The organism is Kribbella sp. ALI-6-A, from assembly GCF_001984195.1.
Taxonomy (GTDB): Bacteria; Actinomycetota; Actinomycetes; order Propionibacteriales; family Kribbellaceae; genus Kribbella.
In genome coordinates this window covers 294,240-311,985 of the sequence record NZ_MTQN01000007.1, presented here as the reverse complement: position 1 = coordinate 311,985, position 17,746 = coordinate 294,240, and the positions used below count along the sequence as shown (strand labels likewise).

The window sequence follows — 17,746 nt, the reverse complement described above, 5'->3', positions numbered from 1 at the left end:
CTCAGCCCTCCTTCCGGGCTTACCGGACTCATGTCAGACCCCGTAGACCGTGGTGTCGTCGTCGGCGTCCTTGGCCAGTCGTTTCGACAGGTAGAGCGCTTCCAGCGCGAGCTCGACCGCCGCCGCGATCCGGCCCGGGGAGTCATCGGCCTCGACTCCCGCCCGCGCCGCGACGTCGTGCAGCACCGGCAGCTCGGGCAACGCCGACAGCACGTCGCGCCCAGGAATGCGCTCACCGGTCGTCACCAAGTGGCCCTCGGCCACCGCGTTCGCCAGCGGCGTCAGGTCCAGTCCGGCGAAGCGCTCGCGCGCGGTGTCGGCGACGGACCGGCGCAGCAGGTACTCCAGCAGCTCCGTCTCGCGCCCTTCCTCACCAGGCTCGAACTCCAGCTTGCCCCGCAGTACGGCGGGCACGGCCTCGAGGTCGACCGGGCGAGCGACGGCCGGCTCCTCGCCGGTGATCGCGCTGCGCCGTAGCGCCGCGGCCGCGACCGTCTCGGCCGCCGCCACCGCGAACCGGGCGGACACACCCGACCGCTGGTCGATCGCCGTCGACTCCCGCAGGTGCCGGACGAACCGCGCCAGCACCTCCAGCAGCGGCTCGCCGACCTCGGCGGTCAGCTCGGCCTCCTGCCGCACGACGTCCACCTCGGCGTCCACGTCGAGCGGGTAGTGGGTCCGGACCTCGGCGCCGAACCGGTCCTTCAGCGGCGTGATGATCCGGCCGCGGTTGGTGTAGTCCTCCGGGTTGGCCGTTGCCACCAGCAACACGTCGAGCGGCAGCCGCAGCGTGTAGCCACGGACCTGGATGTCGCGCTCCTCCATCACGTTCAGCAGCGCGACCTGGATCCGCTCGGCCAGGTCGGGCAGCTCGTTGATCGCGACGATGCCGCGGTGCGCCCGCGGGACCAGTCCGAAGTGGATCGTCTCGGGGTCACCGAGGCTGCGGCCCTCGGCGACCTTGACCGGGTCGACGTCGCCGATCAGGTCACCGACCGACGTGTCCGGCGTCGCCAGCTTCTCGGCGTACCGCAGGTCGCGGTGCAACCAGGCGACCGGGAGGTCGTCGCCGAGCTCGGCGGCCCGGCGCTGCGAGGCCGGCGTGATCGGGTCGAGCGGGTGCTCGGGCAGCTCCGCTCCCTCGATCACGGGCGTCCACTCGTCGAGCAGCCCGATCAGCGTGCGCAGCAGGCGGGTCTTGCCCTGGCCACGCTCACCGAGCAGGACGACGTCGTGCCCGGCGAGCAGTGCCCGCTCGAGCTGGGGAATCACGGTTCGGGAGAACCCGACGATGCCGGGCCACGGGTCGTCGCCGGCGCGCAGCTTGGTCAGCAGGTTGTCGCGGATCTCGGCTTTGATGGTGCGGGGAAGGTAACCGGCGGCGCGAAGCTCGCCCGCCTTCCGGGGAAGGTCAGCAGGTGCACTAGTCACCCTGACGACGTTAGCTCGCTCACCCCAACAAACACCCGCGGTTATCGGTTGAGGTACCCGTCCAGCAGTGCCGCGCCGTGCAGCATCGCCCTGGTCCGCCGGTCGTGCGCAGCCCTGCGCTCGGCGACAGCGGCCCGGAGCGCCTCGGTGCTGCCGGTACGGCGAAGTCCCTCCAGCACCGGCCGGATCTGGTCGAAGCTGTAGCGGCCCTGGCGCAACATGTGAATGATCCGCGCGTCCCGTACCTGGGCCGGCTGGTAGCGGCGGTAGTTCGTGCCGCGTTCGCGGGCCGGCGTGAGCAGCCCGGCGGCTTCCCACACCCGCAACGCCGACGTCCTGATGCCCAGCTGATGAGCCAGCTCGCCGACGCGCAGCGGCGGGCCCGCCACCGGCTGACCGTCGAGGAACTGCTCGGCCGCCGCGCCCAGTGCCTCGCTGGCGGTGTCCGTGGCCCGGCGTTGCTCGTGCAGCTCCGCGTGACACTGGTCGACCACCCGCAATGCCAGTTCCACGTCCCCGTCGTGCACCGCGCGCATGATCAGCTGCGCGCTCTCGGCACCGAAGCCCGGCGCGAGCGCACGATAGGTCAGCAACGCGGCGAGGTGCTGTTCGTCGTACTGGCGGTAGCCGCTCTCGGTTCGCGGCGCCTCGGGCAGCACACCGGCCGCCTCGTAGTTCCGGATCAGCTGGGTCGACACCCCGACCCGCCGCGCGAGGTCGACCGGCCGCAGGCTCATCCGCGATCCACCCGCGGCGTCACCCGGCCGGAGGTGAACAAGTACGACGGCCGGAACGTGATCGGCGTCCACGGCTGGCCCTCGGACTCCCGGGTGACGTAGTGGTCGCCGTCCAGCGGCTCGGTCGGCAGGAGCTCGAACTCCCGTACCGGCTCCTCGGCGAACGTCCGCAGGTCCCCCGTCGCCTGGTAGGTGAGCAGCAGCTTGCCGTCCCGCCGCAGCACCTCGATCGCCGCACTCGCCCGCTGGTACCGGCCGAGATGCCGGTCGGCCGGCACCGCTTCTTCCGCCGGTCGGGGCGCGGCGGGCACACCGACCCCGGTGTGGTGCGTGAAGACCTCGGTCGCCAGCTCGTCGAACAGCGCCGGTGCGTTGCCCGAGTTGGTCAGCAGGCAGAACGCGATCCTCGCCTCCGGGTCGATCCGGAGAAAGGCGAGCTGCGAAATCGTCATCCCGTCGTGCCCGAACAGCCGGCGGCCCGACCAGTCGTACAACCGCCAGGCCAGCCCGATCTCGGCCAGTCCGCCGGTCCTGCCCGGGTACGTGACCTGCGGCTCGCGCATCCCGGCGTACTCGTCGAGGTGCAGCTGCGCGAACTTCAGCACGTCCTCGGCCGTGGCTGCGATCGTTCCGGCCGGACCGATGCTGCGCGGCAGCTGCCACGTCGACACCACCGAGCCGTCGCCGCCGACGTGCCCGACCGCCGCGCGGTGCAGGATCGCCTCCTCGGGCAGGGTTGTCGTCGCGGTCAGCCCGAGCGGCTCGACCAGCCGGGCCCGAAGGGACTCGTCCCAGGTCCGGCCGTCGAGCACCTCGATGATCCGCCCGAGCAGGACGAATCCGGCGTTGCAGTACGAGTACGCCGTACCGGGCTCGAACAGCTGCGGTACGTCGGCCAGCAGGGCGACGTACCGCTCGACGCAGTCGTCACCGCGTCCGGTGTCGGTGAACACGTCGCCGTCGATCCCGCTGGTGTGGGTGAGCAGCTGCCGGACCGTGATCCGCGGATCGATCGATGCCTCGGGCAACAGTTCGACCACCGCGTCGTCCAGCGCCAGCCGACCCTCGGCGGCCAGCTGGACGATCATCGTCGCCGTCCAGGGCTTGGTCACCGAGCCGATCTGGAAGACCGAGTCGGCCGTGGTCTCGACGCCGGTCCGCCGGTTCAGCACGCCGTACGGCGCGATGGTCTGCTCGCCGTCGACCCACAGGCCGAGCACCGCGCCCGGTACGTCGTACTTCGTGGCCAGGTGCGTCAGTCTCGCGGTCCAGTCAGGCACGAGGCCAAAACTACTTGCCCCCGGTGAGCTTCTCGAGAGCGGCCCGGACGCCGTGGCGTGCGGCCTGCTCGGGCAGTCCGAGCTGGGTCAGCACCTTGGCCGCGACGCCCGCCGGGTAGTGGTAGAAGGCGAGCAGCAGGTGCTCGGTGCCGACGTAGTTGTGGCCGAGCAGCAGCGCCTCCTCGGTCGCCTGCCCGATCACGTGCGAGGCCCGCGGAGTCAGCGGGAGTTCGTCGGCCGGGACGTCGCCGGCGGCGACCGGCGGCGCCTCGGCGTCGATCGCGGCCTGGACGCCGTCCTCGGTCACCCCGGCCTCGGTCATCAGCAGCGTGGCGATCGACTGCGGCTCGGTGAACAGACCGAGCAGCAGGTGCTCGGCACCGACGAAGCCCTGGCCGCGCTCGCGGGCGATGGCGGAGGCGGCCTGGATGACCACCTTCGTCCGCAGCGTGAAGCGGTCGAGGTCGAGCTTGGCCGGCCAGGAGTCGGCGAACCGCTTGTGCGCGGCCTGCTTGCTGACGCCGAGCACGCTGCTGATCTCGACCCACGACTTGCCGGCGCCGCGGGCCCGGTCGACGAAGTAGCCGAGCGCGGCGTCGGAGGTGGCGGTCAGATCGGAGATCGTGCTGGAGGCGGTCGCGAGTTGCTGGAGGACGTCGTCGGTGCCGGCGTCGTGGCGGATGGTGTCGATGAGTTGCTGCAGATCAGGTCCTGGAGTCATGCGTCAACTCTAGGTTGACGACCGCGTCGCCGTCAACCCTGGGTTGACGAAATAGAGTGGGCGCATGCAGCCGCTCGACGATCTGATCAAGCCCGGCCTTCGGGTCCTCTTCTGCGGCATCAACCCCGGGCTGGTGTCCGCCGCGACCGGTCACCACTTCGCCCGGCCCGGCAACCGATTCTGGCCGGCCCTGCACCTGGCCGGCTTCACGCCCCGACTGCTGAAGCCGGCCGAACAAGGCGAGATCCTGGACCTCGGGCTCGGGATCACCAATGTCGTCGACCGGCCGTCCGCGCGGGCCGACGAGCTCAGCAAGGCCGAGTTCCGGGCCGGCGGGGAGAACCTGGTGCGCAAGGTGCTGGAGTTCGAGCCCGACTGGCTGGCGGTGGTCGGCATCACGGCCTACCGGGACGCCTTTTCGTTGCCGAAGGCCACGATCGGCCGGCAGGACCGCACGATCGGCTCGACCCGGGTCTGGGTCCTGCCGAACCCCAGCGGCCTGAACGCGCACTACACGTTGCCGAAACTCGCCGGGGTCTTCGGTGACCTGCGGACCGCCGCCGCGTTGCCCGATCTCACCGGCTCCGCGGCCTGACCGGGCAGGTCAGGCGAGCGCGGAGCGCAGGGTGCTGACCGCCAGGGCGATCGCCGCGGTGGCGGCGTGGGTGTCGCGCAGCGCGTCGAGCATCACGAAGTCGTGGATGATTCCGCCGAACCGCACGGCGGTGACGGCGACGCCGGCCTCGCGCAGCTTCGCGGCGTACGCCTCACCCTCGTCGCGCAGGACGTCAGCCTCAGCGGTGATCACCAGCGCGGTCGGCAGACCGGTCAGCTGCTCCGTGGTCGCCCGCAGCGGTGACGCGGTGATCTGGTTGCGCTCGTTCTCGTCCTGGGTGTACTGGTCCCAGAACCACTTCATCCCATCGCGCTGCAGGAAGTAGCCCTCGGCGAACTCGCGGTACGACGCGGTGTCGAACGACGCGTCGGTGACCGGGTAGAACAGCACCTGCTGCTTGAAGGTCAGGTCGCCCCGCTCCTTGGCCAGCAGCGTCACGGCGGCGGTCATGTTGCCACCGACCGAGTCGCCGGCGATCGCCAGCCGGGTCGCATCCAGGTCCTCGCTCTTGCCCTCGGCAACGATCCAGCGGGCGACCGAGTAGGCCTGCTCGATCGCGTGCGGGTACCGGACCTCGGGCGACCGGTCGTACTCGGGGAAGACAACCGCGGCACCGGCGCCGACGGCCAGCTCGCGGACCAGGCGGTCGTGGGTGTGCGCGTTGCCGAAGACCCAGCCGGCGCCGTGGATGTAGAGGATGACCGGCAGGTCGCTCGTCGTACCGGCCGGCTTCACGATCCGCGCCTTGGTGCCGTCGGCGGCGGTGATCCACTGCTCGTCGACCGGCAGCTTCGGGTAGTCGGTGGTCTGCACCTCGTCGACCAGCTTGCGACCGTCGGCCGGGTCGAGCTGGAACAGGAACGGGGGCTGTGCGGTCGCGTCGGCGAAGGCTTGGGCGGCGGGCTCCAGGACGGTCATCGGACTCTCCTCCAGAAGATCAGCTCGGTGAGAACGGTCGTTCTCACTCGATGTCCGGTACTCTAGAGAACGTTGGTTCTCCGCGCAAGCGGGGTGTCCTGGATCACCCGGGACCGCGCTGTGGTGGCGCGGTCGACGGCAGCGAGATGGTGGAGGCTGAACAGATGGCGATCGACACGGCGACCGCGCAGCGGCAGGTGCTGGAGGCGGCCGACGCGCTGTTCTACGAACGCGGCGTGCAGTCCGTCGGAATGGACGCGATCCGAACGGCGTCCGGCGTCTCGCTGAAGCGGCTCTACCAGCTGTTCCCGTCCAAGGACGCGCTGATCGAGGCGTACCTGCACCAGCGCGACCAGCAGTGGAAGGACATGCTCGCCGAGCACGTCGACGCCGCGACCGATCCGCGCGAACGGATCCTGGCGGTCTTCGAGTTCCTGCACACGTGGTTCACCCAGCGCGACTTCCGGGGGTGCGCGTTCATCAACTCCTTCGGTGAACTCGGCGCCGTCTCGCCCCGCGTCGCCGAGCTGGCCCAGCAGCACAAGGCCGGCTTCCGCCAAGCGCTCACCGAACTCGCCGAGGCCGCCGGCGCACCCGATCCCCAGCGGTTGGCCGACCACCTGATCCTGCTCAGCGAAGGGGCGATCACCACGTCGGCGATCTCCGGGTCCGCCGAGCCGGCCCGGCACGCCCGCGAGGCCGCGGTCCTGCTGATGCAGGCTTCGCTGCCCGCCAAGTCCTGACGGCCTGCCGTCCCCCGCTCAGTCCTGCGGCCCGCCGATGTCCCTTCCTCACGCCCGGCCGTTGTCCGTGCTTCCTTCCTCGACGCATAGGATTCGCGGGTTGCCGGCGCAAACGAAGGACGGACGATGGCTGACCTGCCGCAGGATCTGCGGACCGCGCTCGACGCGGCGCTGAGCAGCGTTCCCGGCGCCCAGCTCACCGCCACGTTCCAGCGCCTGAGCACCCGCTACCGCGAGGAACAAGCCGCCACCACCCCGATCATGGCGACGCCCGCCGACGTGATCACCTACTCGGCGTACCGGATGCCGGCGACCTTCGCCGCGGTCCGGTCAGCGCTCGAGCAGGTCGCCCTGCAATTGCCCGACTTCACGCCGGCCCAGCAGCTCGACATCGGCGGCGGCACCGGCGCCGCGCTCTGGGCCGCGACCGACGTCTGGCCGGCGCTGTCCGCCGCCACCGTGCTGGAGCAGGTCCCCGAAGCGATTGCCCTCGGCAAGAAACTCGCGCTGAACGCCGAGTCCCCCACGGTCCGCGACGCGACCTGGACCACCGGCCGCCTCGACCAGACCACCTTCGCGTCCGCGGACCTCGTCACCGTCTCCTACGTACTCAGCGAGCTCTCCCCGGCCCAGCAGCAGGACCTCGTCGCACAGCTCGCCACGCAGCAGGGCCTGGTCGCGCTGATCGAACCCGGCACCCCCGGCGGCTACGAACGCATCGTCGCCGCCCGCGACCAGCTGATCGCCGCCGGACACCGTTTGATCGCCCCCTGCCCGCACAACCTGGCCTGCCCGATCCCGCGCGGCCGCGACTGGTGCCACTTCACCAGCCGCGTCAACCGCAGCGCCGTCCACCGGCGTACCAAAGGCGCCGAGCTCGGCTTCGAGGACGAGAAGTTCTCGTACGTCGTCACCAGCCCGACGCTGCAAGCCCAGGCCGCCAACCGGGTCGTCCGCCATCCCCAGCAGCGCAAGGGCCTGGTGTCGCTGCGGCTGTGCACCGGCGACGGCGAGCTGCGCGAGGAGATCGTCTCCAAACGCCAAGGCGTGCTCTACCGCGCCGCCCGGAACACCGAGTTCGGCGACCCCTGGCCCGGCTGACACCGGCGGTCGGCAGGATGGGCCCATGCGAGCCGCTGATCTGCTTCGGTCGATCGACCAACTCCCGTACGCCGACCGTGCGCGAACCATCGCGCAGGAAGCGCTTCGGCTCCGCGGCACCGCCGAGCTGACCGAACTGCTCGGTGAGCTGGGCAGCGGCCCGGCCGACCAGAAGGTGATCGGGCTCCAGATCGCGCAGATCACCGGCAGTACGGCGTACGTCGCCGGTCTGCTGAGAGACCGCGACCCCTCGGTGCAAGCTCGTGCGCTGGCCGCGGTCGGCCGCTGGACCCGATCCGGCGCGCCGGCGGTCTCGGACGACGACCTGCGGATCCTGCACGACGACGCTCCCGCCGCGCTCCGGCCGAAGCTGCTGCAGGTGATCCGCCGGACCGGCCGCCGTCTTCTCGCCGCACGGCTGATCGACGAGCAGCGGGACCGCTGGGGAGACCAGTACGCCGCCGCGCTGCTCGACAGCACCGACGACGAGACCGTACGGCGCCTGCTGCCCGAGCTGGCCTACTGCCTCTCGCCCAGTCAGTGGCAGCGGCTGACCCGACGCCACCCCGAGGTCGTGCTCGCGTACGCGAGCGACACGCTGCCCACGGGTTCCGATCGCGACGAGTGGTGGCAGGGCGTGGGCCACGGGGTCACCGCGGCGCTCGACCACGACTCGACGCGGGTCCTCGGACTGATCAAGAGCGCGCTGCCGGCCGACGAGCTTCCGTGGGCCGTGGTCACCGTCCTCGGCCGGCTGACCGACGTCGACCAGGCCGGAGTACTCGCCTTGCTGCTCGCGCCCGACCGGGCGAGATCGCTCGGGAGAGCGCTCACTCCAGCGTTCCGGCGCCGCCTCCACCGATACGCCGACGACGAACTGGCCGCGCTGGGCCGGCTCTTGTGGGACGGCGCCGCAGGCGGTCGCGCCGGTTACGGCGGGCCGGTCTCACGGCCCGCGCAATGGACCGGCCCGATCGGTAGCGCTCTGAGCGGGCTCCTGCGCGACCTTCCGCCGTCGCGCCGGGCGAGTGTTTTCACCTTGGTGACCAGAGACGTCGACCTCTCCCAGAGCGCGCTCTCCGGCGATCTCCTCGACGTTCTCCCCCGGGCCACGCGCACCGAGCAGGCACGCCGCATGCTCGCCGTGCCGAGCGTCGCCGCCGATCTGCATCGCCGCTGGGACGTCGTCTCCTACCTGCCGTACGACGAAGCGTTCGCCCTGCTCGAGCCCGAGATCAACCGCCCCGAAGCAGCGGACCGAGCCGCGGTCTACCGCGCCGTCGTCTCGTCAGCAGGCCGGTCGCGGGCAGCGGCGCCGGTCCAGGAAGCGCTCTCTTGGGCCGCTCGGGTCCGCAACGACCGCGACCCGGTCCGGCAGTCCGTGCTCACCGCGGCGTCCGAACTTCCGCCATCTGTGCTGAGCGACGAACTGGTCGAACCGCTGCAGACCCTGCTCACCGACGCCCTCGAGGCGCCCGACACCTCCTGGCCGAGCCGCGCCGCACTCACCGAGATCGCGCGCCGCGCCGTCCATCAAGGGGCCCAGCGCAACCAATCGGCGTTGCTCGACTGGGGCCTGCGCGCTCACGCCGCGATCACCGAGAACCGCGGCACGGTCGACCTGGACGGCATCGTCGACGGACTGCTGCGCGGCCGGGAGAGCGCGATCTACGCCGCTCTCCGGCCGTACCTGGAGAGCGCGACTGAGCGGTCGGAGTTCAAGCTGCTGTTCGCCGTCGCGGAGGCGTTCGGCCGCCGCGGCTGGGACAACGAGCACCTGCACGGCCTGCTCGAAGTCGCGCTCTGGTCCAACCAGGAGTTCACCGTCGGCACCGCCGCGTACCACTGGCTCGCCCCGGACCGGACGCGGGCCGAGCGGGTCGGCAGGATCATCGCCCGCGACCTCGGCATGGTCCAGTGGGACGCGGTCTGGGCCGCCGTCACCGAGGTCCGCACCGACCTGCTCGACGTCGTTCTCGCCGATCCCGCCCGGAGCGGCATCTTCGAACGCACCCACGCGCCCTGGCGAGTCGGAGAGACCGCTCTCCGCCGCTGGCTCCCCCGCCAGCACCGCCGGTACGCCGAGGTCGTGGCCGGTGTCGTCGACCATCCGAAGCTCCCCGACTGGACCCGCGTCGAAGCCGTCCTGATGCTCGGCGGCCTGCCAGGCATCGGCCGTACGGCGGTCGAGCCGTTCCTGACCAGCCAGAACGTAAACCTGCAGGAGGCCGCGCTCAGGGCGCTCTCCTGGAGCGACCAGCCGCAACTCGCCCTCCCGGCGCTGCTCGCCCACGCCGGCGACGACCGCGCCCGAGTCGCCATCTACGCGGCCCGCCGAGCGGCACGGTTCGTCCGGCCGAGCACACTGGCCGGACTCCTGCATCCGGTCCTGGCGGGCGAGGGGGCGAAGGTGACCTCCCGCAAGGAAGCCGCCCGCCTGCTCGGCGAGCTCCGGGCACCGGGCGCGGCCGGCGTACTGGCTGAGGCTTGGGTCGACGCGCATCGCGACGTGCGGGCCGCGATCACCAGCGCGGCCTCGCAGTACCTGCTGCACGAGCCGGCCAGCTGGGCGTTGCTGCAGCAGGCGGTCCACGACAGCGCGGCCACCGCAACGGTGCTGACGCAACGGACGCCGTACGGGCTGGCGGCGAAGTACCGGTTCCGCTACGCCGACCTGCTGATCGCGGTGACCAACCGCCCGGAGCCCGAGGTCGTGCGCCTCGCCCTGCTGTCCCTGCACCGCTGGGCCGGCTGGAATCCGGCAGCCGCGCCGGTCACCGCCGCTTTCATCACCGACCTGACCTCGCGCAACTGGAACGACGCCACGACCGCGCTGGTCTCCATGGTCGCCGCAGGTCGCGGCGTCGACGACCTGGCCGGAGCCGTCCGGCTGCTGGTGCGGCTGGAGAACAACCCGCAGGTCCCGAACGCGCTCCCGGACCGCGACCACCCCGCCCGGCAGCGGCTGACCACCGTCGTCCAGCGCGCGACGGCCGCATTGAGCGCCCGGTCAGTGGAGGATCGCCAGGTCCTTCGCGCGATCGCCGACGAGCTCACGGATCCGCAGTACTTGCAGCTCCGCTCGAAGCTGCTCACCGCGGCGCTCCGCCCGACCCACCTCGCCGAAGACCTCGCGACCATCAGCGCCGAGCTCGGCAACCGTCCCCTGGCGGCAGCAGCAGCGGCCGACCTGATCGCCCGCCACCTGAGCAGTACCGAAGCCCATTGGACACCGGACGACCTGCTCCCGGTCGCCACGACACTGGCCACCAGCCCGAGCCTCACCGACGGCCTGATCACCCACGCCCTGCTGACCGCAGCCGGCCCACGGACCGGCTGGAACGCCGCCTGGCGGGACGTATTAGTTGCTCTGCGCAACCACTCGGACGAAGACGTCCGTCACCGCGCACTGGACCTCACCACCAGCCCGGAGAACTAGCCGGCCCGCAGCAGACGCCAGTCAGCCCTTCTCTTCGGCGTCGCGGCGGGCACGCGCCCGGCGTTTGCCTTCGTGCATCGCGACGACGCGGGCGATCGGGATCGCGCGGCCCTCTTCGAGCAGGTCCTCGGGCAGGGACTGCGGTGCCGGGAGTTCGCCGGCCCAGTGGTCGGCGGTCGCCAGCAGGCCCGGCGTACTGCGGATGGTGAAGTCGCGCGGGGTGACGTTGTCGAGCTCGTCCCAGCCGACCGGGAACGAAACCGGCGTACCGGGGCGAATGCGCGGGCTGTACGCCGCGACGACGGTCGCGCCGCCGGACCGGGTCGAGTCGACGAAGACCTTGCCGCCCCGGTCCTCCTTGATGTACGCCGTGGTGGCGACGGCCGGGTCGATCCGCTCGGCTCGCGCCGCGATCGCGCGGGTCGCCGCGGCGGCGTCCTCGATCGAGATCTGGTCGTCGATCGGGACGTAGACGTGCACACCCTTCGCGCCGCTGGTCTTCACCGCCCCGGCGAGCCCGGAGTCGGTCAGCGCCTGGCGGACCAGGTGCGCCGCCTGCACCGCCATCCGGAATGTCTCCCCCTCCGGCGGGTCGAGGTCGAGCACGAGATGGGTGACGCGGTCCCAACGCTCGGCGCGCATCAGGGTCGGGTGGTACTCGACGGCGCGCTGGTTCGCGAACCACAGCAGGGTCCGCCGGTCGTCGCACAGCGCGTACGACACATCGCGCTTGGACGCCTCGGCCCACAACGTCACGGTCTTCACCCACTCGGGCGTGTACTTGGGCACGTTCTTCTGCATGAACGGCTGCTGCCGCGGCCGGACCCGCATCACCGACAACGGCCGCTCCCGCAACTCCGGCAGGATCCGCTCGTGCACCGCGTCGAGGTAGTCGACCAGGTCCCGCTTGGTCGCGTCCGCGCCGTCGAACAGCGGCTGATCGAGGTTGGTCAGGTCGACCCCGTCCCGCGTCTCGTCCGGTGTGCTCGCCATGGGGTTGAGCCTAGACTGCGGACGGCCGAACAGCGTCTACCCGACGAGTTCCGCGGCCCAGGTCCGGTGAGTCGACAGAGGGAGTGGACGATGACGTTCTCGATCGTGGCGTACGACGTGGAGTCGGCGTCGTGGGGTGTCGCGGTGGCCTCGAAGTTCCTGGCGGTCGGCGCGCTCGTGCCGTGGGGACGCGCCGGTGCGGGCGCGGTCGCGACCCAGGCCGCGGCGAACCTCTCCTACGGCCCGGACGGCCTCGAACTGCTCGCGGCAGGTCTGCCCGCCGACGAGGTGGTCGCGCGGCTCACCGGCTCCGACGACGGGCGCGACAGCCGCCAGGTCGGTGTGGTCGACGCCGCGGGCCGGGGCGCGACCTTCACCGGTCCGGAGTGCATGGACTGGGCCGGCGGCCAGGCCGGGGACGGATTCGCCGTCCAGGGCAACATTTTGGCCGGCCCGGACGTCGTACAGGCCATGGCGGACGCTTGGCGCAACCGTGCCGACGAGCCGTTCGAGCGTCGCCTGCTGGAGGCGCTGACGGCCGGCGACCGCGCGGGCGGTGATCGGCGCGGACGGCAGAGCGCCGCGCTCCGGGTCTGGCGCGCCGCAGCGGCGTACGGCGGGGTGCTGGACCTCGCGATCGATCTGCGCGTGGACGACCATCGCAATCCCGTCGAGGAACTGGGGCGACTGCTCGCTCTGCACGAGCTGTACTTCGGCGAGCCCGACCCGGACAAGCTGCTGCCGCTGGAGGGCGCACTCGCCGACGAGGTCACCGACCTGCTCGGCCGGCTCGGCTACACCGCACCGCTCGCCGATGCCCTGGATGCCTGGGCCGGGACGGAGAACTTCGAGGAGCGGCTCGTCGCCGGTCAGCTGGATCCCGTGGTGCTCGAGCATCTCCGGGCCCAAGCCGGGTAATTAGTTGCTCTAGGCATCAAGCGGAACCGTCACCGGACCGCGACCAACCATCTCCGCAGGACCGGCTGCTTCGGCTGAGTTCGGTCCGGCTCAGCCGCCGGAGACGCCGATCTCGGCGTCGGCCAGGTCGGTGTTCAGGCCGTCGGTGTCGTCGAGCCAGCCGTGCGGAAGAACGACGTGGTCGCGAGGTGAACCCTGACGACCGCGAGGAGCGCCGAGCTCGGCGACGGGGAACGGGGCGGACGGGTCGAGCTGGGCGAGCAACTCGTCCAGCCGGTCCAGCGAGTCGACCATGCCGAGCGCGGCGCGCAGCTCGCCGCCGGCCGGGAAGCCCTTCAGGTACCACGGGACGTGCTTGCGGAAGTCCCGCAGCCCGCGCTGCTCGCCCATCAGCCCCGCGAGCAGCTCACCGTGCCGGCGCATCACCGTCGCGACCTCACCCAGCGTCGGCAGGTTCAGCGCCTCGCCCCCGGCGAACGCGACCGCGAGGTCGCGGAACAACCACGGCCGGCCGAGGCATCCCCGGCCCACGATCACCCCGGCGCACCCGGTCTCCTCGACCATCCGGAGCGCGTCCGAGGCCTCCCAGATGTCGCCGTTGCCGAGCACCGGGATGGTCACGTGCTCGACCAGCTCGGCGATCTTCGTCCAGTCGGCCTGACCCGAGTACGCCTGCGCCGCCGTCCGCCCGTGCAGCCCGATCGCGGCCGCGCCGGACTCCTCGGCGATCCGCCCGGCGTCCAGGTAGGTCTGGTGGTCGCTGTCGATCCCGATCCGGGTCTTCATCGTCACCGGTACGTCGTACGGCGTGGCCGCCTTCACCGCCGACTGCAGGATCGCGCCGAGCAGGTTGCGCTTCCACGGCAGCGCGGCGCCACCGCCCTTGCGGGTCACCTTCGGGACCGGGCAGCCGAAGTTCAGGTCGATGTGCGCGACGCCGTACTCGGAGCACAGCAGCTCGACCGCGCGGCCGATGTAGACCGGGTCGACGCCGTACAGCTGGACCGAGCGGACCGTCTCGCGCTCGTCGAAGGTGAGCATGTCGAGCGACTTCTGGTCGCCCTCGACGATGCCGCGCGAGGTGATCATCTCGCACACGTACAGGCCCGCGCCCTGCTCCGCGCACAGCCGCCGGTACGCCGCGTTGGTGATCCCGGCCATCGGCGCGAGCACGACGGGGGTGTCGATGGTGAGGTTGCCGAGCTTCAGCACCTGACCGGGGTGGTGGGGTGGGGAGAGAGTAGACACAGTTACGCCTTGGCCACCAGGACCTGGCCGTTGCCGGAGATCCGCGCCCGGTACGGCTGGACGGCGTTGCCGACGGTGGTCACGTCGCAGGCGATGCCCTGCGCGGTGTGCTTGACGACGGTCACGTCATCCATTGTGCAGGTCACCTTCGCGGCGCCCGACGCCGCCCGCTGCACGGCGTCGACGACCTTCGGCTTCACGATCGCGACCGACTCCGAGGTGAACTTGTACGTCGCGCTGTACTGCTTGGCCTCGACGGTGAGCTGACCGGTGAAGGTCTTGCCCGCGTAGGTCACCGTGCAGGTCAGCGTGTGCGTGCCCGGCTGGTCGGCCTCGTCGATGCCCGGGCAGGTCACCTTGGTGGTCGCGGCGCGGCCGGCGGCGACCTGGACCTGCTTGGCGATCGCGAAGCGGATCCGGTTCGCCAGCGGGGCGTCGTCGTCCGGCGTACCGGTCACCTTCGGGGTCGGCCACGGCTTCGACGGCATCGGCAGCGGGGTCAGCGAGGGCGTCGACGGCGTCGGGATCGGAGCGCTGGTCGGACCGGCGGACGGCGCGGACGGCGGCGGCGTACTGCTTGCCTGATCGTCCGACGGTGTGTCGGAACAACCGGACAGCACGAGCACACCGACTGCCGCGACCCCCAGCACCATCCGGACCCGCATCGTCAGCAACCCACCAGGCGCTGGGCCAGGTACCCGGTGACCTCGGTCAGGGCGACCCGCTCCTGCTTCATCGAGTCGCGCTCGCGGATCGTCACCGCGTGGTCCTCGAGCGTGTCGAAGTCGACGGTGATGCAGTACGGCGTACCGATCTCGTCCTGGCGGCGGTAGCGCCGGCCGATCGCGCCGGCGTCGTCGAAGTCGACGTTCCAGGCCTGACGCAGCTCGGCGGCCAGGTCCTTCGCCTTCGGCGACAGGTCGGCGTTGCGCGACAGTGGCAGCACGGCCGCCTTGACCGGCGCCAGCCGCGGGTCGAAGCGCAGCACGGTCCGCTTGTCGACGCCACCCTTGGCGTTCGGCGCCTCGTCCTCGGTGTAGGCGTCGAGCAGGAACGCCAGCACGTTGCGGGTCAGGCCGGCCGCCGGCTCGATCACGTACGGCGTCCAGCGCTCGCCCTTCTCCTGGTCGAAGTAGGACAGGTCGGCGCCGGAGTGCTTGCTGTGCGTGGACAGGTCGAAGTCGGTCCGGTTCGCGATGCCCTCGAGCTCGTCGAAGTCCTTGCCGCCGAAGTTGAACTTGTACTCGATGTCGACCGTGCGCTTGGAGTAGTGGCTGAGCTTCTCCTTCGGGTGCTCGTAGAAGCGCATGTTGTCGGGGTTGAGACCGAGGCCGGTGTACCAGTCCCAGCGGGTCTTCAGCCAGTACTCGTGCCAGTCCTCGTCCGAGCCCGGGGCGACGAAGAACTCCATCTCCATCTGCTCGAACTCCCGGGTCCGGAAGATGAAGTTGCCCGGGGTGATCTCGTTGCGGAAGCTCTTGCCGACCTGGGCGATACCGAACGGCGGCTTCTTGCGCGCGGTGCCCATCACGTTGGCGAAGTTGACGAAGATGCCCTGGGCGGTCTCCGGGCGCAGGTAGTGCAGCCCTTCCTCGGACTCGACCGGGCCGAGGTAGGTCTTCAGCAGCCCGTTGAACATTCGCGGCTCGGTGAAAGTGCCCTTGTTGCCGCAGTTCGGGCAGGCGATCTCGGCCAGCTTGACCTCGTCGGCGTCCTTGTTCTTGCGCCGGGCGAAGTCCTCGCGCAGGTGGTCGTCACGGAACCGCTTGTGGCACGACTGGCACTCGGTCAGCGGGTCGACGAACTCCGACAGGTGCCCCGAGGCCTCCCAGACCTTGGTCGGCAGGATCACCGAGGAGTCCAGACCGACCACGTCGTCACGGCTCGTCACCATCGCGCGCCACCACTGGTTGCGCACGTTGTTCTTCAGCTCGACACCGAGCGGTCCGTAGTCCCACGCCGACCGGGTGCCGCCGTAGATCTCGCCGCACGGGTAGACGAAGCCCCGGCGCTTGCTGAGGCTGACGACGGCATCGACGGTATCCACGGGCACTTTTCGACTCCAGTAAAGACACAGGTGGTGGAACGGAAGGGTCCAGGCTAACGGCCCGGGGTCCTCCACGTCGCATCCGCAAGGTACCTGCTACGGCAGGTGAGCGGGCTCCAGCGACTCGTAGGCCGTCGGCTCGTCGACCGCCTGCGACAGCAGCGGCACCGCCACCATCTTCACCTCGTACGGCGACAGCGCGCGCCGGTAGCTGCCGACGTTCTCCCACTCCATGCTCAGCGCGAGCAACTCCGGGTCGTCCACGTTCCGCCCGGTCCGCGCCGCCACGAACCCCTTCTGCCGCGACAACACCTCCACAGCCGCCGCCAGCCGCTCGGCGAACTCCCCCTGAGCCGACTCCCCCACCTTGAACCTGATCACCACGAACACCCCGTCACCCTAAGCCCCGGTCCCACGCGACCTGGTTCCGACGCCCCGCGCCCTCGAACTGCGCAGTGAGGTGCACGCGGTCGCCGCTCGCGCGCGAGCGCTGTTCGCACCACCGGACACCGCCGACCCGCGCACCACGGTGCGCACCTTCGACCTCCAGGTCAGCGACATGCTGTCCACGACCTTCGTCCCGTCCCTCATCGACGATCTGCGGGTCCAGGCGCCGGGCATCTCACTGCGGCTGCGGCCCGAGACCCTTCAGGACACCCCGGCGCTGCGCGAAGGCCTGGTGGATCTGGAGGTCGGGGCCGTCCGTCCGGGCGATCCGGAGATCCACACCGAAACCCTGCTGACCGAGACCCTGATCGGCGTCGCGCGGCCAGGACATCCCTGTCTGAAGGCCAAAACCGTCACCCCGCGGCGGTTCGCCGCCGCCGATCACGTCGTGGTGTCGCGACGCGGCCGGGCCCACGGACCGATCGACGAGCAACTCGCCGAGCTCGGCCTGAGCCGGCGTACGGTCGCTGTGGTGCCCAGCTTCGCGACCGCGTTGTTCCTGGCCCACGAGACCGGCGTCGTCAGCGTCGCCCCGGCCAGGCTGGGACTGTCCATGCTGAAGGCACTCGGGCTGCGCACGTTCCCGATCCCGCTGGTACTGCCACCGGTCACCATCGGCATGGCGTGGCATCCGCGCAACCACTACGACCGCACGCACCAACTGCTGCGCGAACGCACCCGCCACATCCTGGCCACCGCCGCCAAGACCGCCGGATCCCGCTGATCCGCCGGCCCGGCAGGACCGAGGTTTTCCGTCGAGGGCACGGGTGCTGGAACAATAGGGAAATGAGTTCCTCCAGCAGTCAGCCGGTGAGTCCGCTTCGGCAGCGGGTGACGAAGGCCAGTTATCCGTTCGTGGCGAAGCTGCACGCGATGCCGAAGTTGACGTTGCCGGGAATCACGCTGGTGCTGGCGCTGATCGGTGTCTTCGCTCCGGTGCCGGCCGCGGTGCCTGCCCTGATCCTGCTCGCGTTGCTGCTGAGCTGGCTGGGCTTCCTGTCCTGGCCGGTGGTGACGGGTGGCCAGCGGGCGATCCGGGTCTTCTCGGTGCTGGTGATCCTGCTGTTCGCGGTGTCGCGGATCGCCGGGAGCTGACACCGGCGCCCG

Annotated in this window: 17 protein-coding genes; 7 read left to right on the top strand and 10 right to left on the bottom strand. The window is 70.9% G+C overall.

What is annotated here, in order from left to right; all coding sequences use genetic code 11:
* Positions 1 to 33 precede the first annotated feature (33 nt).
* The 4 genes from BWI15_RS05455 to BWI15_RS05440 are packed head-to-tail and all read right to left on the bottom strand — an operon-like array spanning position 34 to position 4,169.
* Positions 34 to 1,431, bottom strand: coding sequence for an ATP-binding protein (locus BWI15_RS05455; RefSeq protein ID WP_077013178.1), 1,398 nt, complete (start codon positions 1,429 to 1,431; stop codon positions 34 to 36).
* A gap of 41 nt (positions 1,432 to 1,472) precedes the next feature.
* On the bottom strand, positions 1,473 to 2,168 hold the full coding sequence (locus BWI15_RS05450; protein ID WP_077013177.1) for a MerR family transcriptional regulator: 696 nt from the start codon (positions 2,166 to 2,168) through the stop codon (positions 1,473 to 1,475).
* On the bottom strand, positions 2,165 to 3,448 hold the full coding sequence (locus BWI15_RS05445; RefSeq protein ID WP_077013176.1) for a serine hydrolase domain-containing protein: 1,284 nt from the start codon (positions 3,446 to 3,448) through the stop codon (positions 2,165 to 2,167). The genes BWI15_RS05450 and BWI15_RS05445 overlap by 4 nt, the downstream gene beginning before the upstream one ends.
* Positions 3,449 to 3,458: 10 nt before the next feature.
* The gene (locus BWI15_RS05440) at positions 3,459 to 4,169 is read right to left on the bottom strand and encodes a Clp protease N-terminal domain-containing protein (protein ID WP_077013175.1); all 711 of its coding nucleotides are present in this window, start codon (positions 4,167 to 4,169) and stop codon (positions 3,459 to 3,461) included.
* Positions 4,170 to 4,233: 64 nt separating this feature from the next.
* Here BWI15_RS05440 and mug point away from each other — a divergent pair, with 64 nt between their 5' ends.
* The gene (gene mug, locus BWI15_RS05435) at positions 4,234 to 4,764 is read left to right on the top strand and encodes a G/U mismatch-specific DNA glycosylase (RefSeq protein ID WP_077013174.1); all 531 of its coding nucleotides are present in this window, start codon (positions 4,234 to 4,236) and stop codon (positions 4,762 to 4,764) included.
* Between the two features lie 9 nt (positions 4,765 to 4,773).
* On the opposite strand, the gene BWI15_RS05430 is transcribed toward mug, so the two are convergent.
* Positions 4,774 to 5,703 carry an alpha/beta hydrolase gene (locus BWI15_RS05430; RefSeq protein ID WP_077013173.1) on the bottom strand — a complete coding sequence of 310 codons (930 nt, stop codon included), beginning with the start codon at positions 5,701 to 5,703 and terminating at the stop codon, positions 4,774 to 4,776.
* Between the two features lie 164 nt (positions 5,704 to 5,867).
* Between BWI15_RS05430 and BWI15_RS05425 the strand changes: the two genes are divergently transcribed.
* The 3 genes from BWI15_RS05425 (at position 5,868) to BWI15_RS05415 (ending at position 10,986) form a co-directional block, all read left to right on the top strand.
* Complete coding sequence (locus tag BWI15_RS05425) at positions 5,868 to 6,446, top strand: TetR/AcrR family transcriptional regulator (protein WP_077013172.1); 579 nt, start codon at positions 5,868 to 5,870, stop codon at positions 6,444 to 6,446.
* Between the two features lie 126 nt (positions 6,447 to 6,572).
* Positions 6,573 to 7,547, top strand: coding sequence for a small ribosomal subunit Rsm22 family protein (locus BWI15_RS05420; RefSeq protein ID WP_077013171.1), 975 nt, complete (start codon positions 6,573 to 6,575; stop codon positions 7,545 to 7,547).
* Between the two features lie 25 nt (positions 7,548 to 7,572).
* Complete coding sequence (locus BWI15_RS05415) at positions 7,573 to 10,986, top strand: hypothetical protein (RefSeq protein WP_077013170.1); 3,414 nt, start codon at positions 7,573 to 7,575, stop codon at positions 10,984 to 10,986.
* A 21-nt stretch (positions 10,987 to 11,007) separates the two neighbouring features.
* Here BWI15_RS05415 and ligD read toward each other — a convergent pair whose 3' ends face one another.
* Positions 11,008 to 11,979 carry a non-homologous end-joining DNA ligase gene (gene ligD, locus BWI15_RS05410; RefSeq protein WP_077013169.1) on the bottom strand — a complete coding sequence of 324 codons (972 nt, stop codon included), beginning with the start codon at positions 11,977 to 11,979 and terminating at the stop codon, positions 11,008 to 11,010.
* Positions 11,980 to 12,069: 90 nt separating this feature from the next.
* On the opposite strand from ligD, the gene BWI15_RS05405 reads away from it, so the two are divergent.
* On the top strand, positions 12,070 to 12,897 hold the full coding sequence (locus tag BWI15_RS05405) for a DUF1028 domain-containing protein (RefSeq protein ID WP_077013168.1): 828 nt from the start codon (positions 12,070 to 12,072) through the stop codon (positions 12,895 to 12,897).
* Positions 12,898 to 12,987: 90 nt separating this feature from the next.
* On the opposite strand, the gene dusB is transcribed toward BWI15_RS05405, so the two are convergent.
* The 4 genes from dusB to BWI15_RS38680 form a co-directional block, all read right to left on the bottom strand.
* Positions 12,988 to 14,145 (bottom strand): tRNA dihydrouridine synthase DusB, encoded by a 1,158-nt coding sequence (dusB, locus tag BWI15_RS05400; RefSeq protein WP_269087156.1) that lies wholly within the window; start codon positions 14,143 to 14,145, stop codon positions 12,988 to 12,990.
* A 2-nt stretch (positions 14,146 to 14,147) separates the two neighbouring features.
* A complete protein-coding gene (locus tag BWI15_RS05395; RefSeq protein WP_077013166.1) occupies positions 14,148 to 14,810 on the bottom strand; it encodes a hypothetical protein in 663 nt (220 codons plus the stop codon).
* Positions 14,811 to 14,812: 2 nt separating this feature from the next.
* Complete coding sequence (locus BWI15_RS05390) at positions 14,813 to 16,198, bottom strand: glycine--tRNA ligase (RefSeq protein WP_077013165.1); 1,386 nt, start codon at positions 16,196 to 16,198, stop codon at positions 14,813 to 14,815.
* Between the two features lie 90 nt (positions 16,199 to 16,288).
* Positions 16,289 to 16,582, bottom strand: a complete 294-nt coding sequence (locus BWI15_RS38680; protein WP_077013164.1) for an antibiotic biosynthesis monooxygenase family protein — start codon at positions 16,580 to 16,582, stop codon at positions 16,289 to 16,291.
* 70 nt (positions 16,583 to 16,652) lie between these two features.
* Between BWI15_RS38680 and BWI15_RS05380 the strand changes: the two genes are divergently transcribed.
* A complete protein-coding gene (locus BWI15_RS05380; protein ID WP_077013163.1) occupies positions 16,653 to 17,363 on the top strand; it encodes a LysR substrate-binding domain-containing protein in 711 nt (236 codons plus the stop codon).
* Between the two features lie 62 nt (positions 17,364 to 17,425).
* Entirely contained in the window at positions 17,426 to 17,734 is a 309-nt protein-coding gene (locus tag BWI15_RS05375) for a DUF6703 family protein (protein WP_077013162.1), read from the top strand.
* The last annotated feature ends 12 nt before the right edge of the window (positions 17,735 to 17,746 follow it).